The 1,170-nt window shown below is 63.2% G+C and carries 1 protein-coding gene; it reads right to left on the bottom strand.

Going from position 1 to position 1,170, the window contains the following annotated elements; translation table 11 throughout:
- The coding region (locus tag ACN6NG_RS29855; protein WP_474317513.1) for an acetolactate synthase large subunit at positions 1–1,170 on the bottom strand (1,170 nt) is incomplete at both ends.

The raw sequence follows: 1,170 nt of genomic DNA, 5'->3' as shown, positions 1-1,170 counted from the left end.
TCTCGCTGTAATCGACCGGGCAGTCGATCACGTGCACGCCTGGGGTCTTGATGCAGTGTTCCAGCAGTGGCAGCAGGCCTTCGGCGCTTTCCACGCGGTGGCCGTTGGCACCGTAGGCTTCGGCGTATTTGACGAAGTCCGGGTTGCCGTAGTCCAGGCCGAAATCGGTGAAGCCCATGTTGGCCTGCTTCCAGCGGATCATGCCGTAGCCATCGTCACGCAGGATCACCACGGTGATGTGCATGCCAAGGCGTACAGCCGTTTCCAGCTCCTGGCTGTTCATCATGAAGCCGCCGTCGCCGCACACCGAGATCACCGGGCGGTCCGGGTGCACCAGGTGCGCCGCCATGGCCGATGGCAGGCCGGCGCCCATGGTGGCCAAGGCGTTGTCCAGCAGCACGGTGTTCGGTTTGTGCGCCTTGTAGTTGCGGGCGAACCAGATCTTGTAGATGCCGTTGTCCAGGGCAACGATGCCTTCGGACGGCAGTACGCGACGGATGTCGGCCACCAGGCGCTGCGGGTAGACCGGGAAGCGGTTGTCATCAGCGCCTTCGGCGATCTGCGCTTCGTTGGCTTCACGGATGGCCATCAGGCGGGTGAAGTCCCAGTGCGACGTGTCGTTCAGCGCTTCGCTGATCTGCCACACAGCGTTGGCGATGTCGCCGATCACTTCCACCTGCGGGAAGTACACGGCATCGACTTCGGCAGAGCGGAAGTTGATGTGGATGACTTCGGTACCGCCACGGACCATGAAGAACGGCGGCTTCTCGATCACGTCGTGGCCGATGTTGACGATCAGGTCAGCGGCTTCGACGGCGCGGTGCACGAAGTCACCCGACGACAGCGCAGCGTTGCCGAGGAAGCGCGGGTGGCGCTCGTCGACCACACCTTTACCCATCTGGGTGGTGATGAACGGGATGCCGGTCTTGTCGATCAGCTGCTTGAGGACCTTGGCGGTCATCTTGCGGTTGGCACCGGCACCAATCACCAGGATCGGGTTGCGCGCATTCTGCAATTTTTCGACGGCAGCCTGGATGGCCACATGTTCGGCCAGCGGGCGGCGGTGCAGGCTGCGCGGGATCGGCAGTGCGTCGGTCTGCTCGGCGGCGATGTCTTCCGGCAGTTCCAGGTGTACCGCACCCGGCTTTTCTTCTTCAGCCAGGCGGAAGG

The sequence above is a fragment of the Pseudomonas sp. TSO6 genome (genome assembly GCF_056098905.1).
Note: the sequence above shows the minus strand (reverse complement) of the source record. Positions and strands in the feature narration are given on the sequence as shown.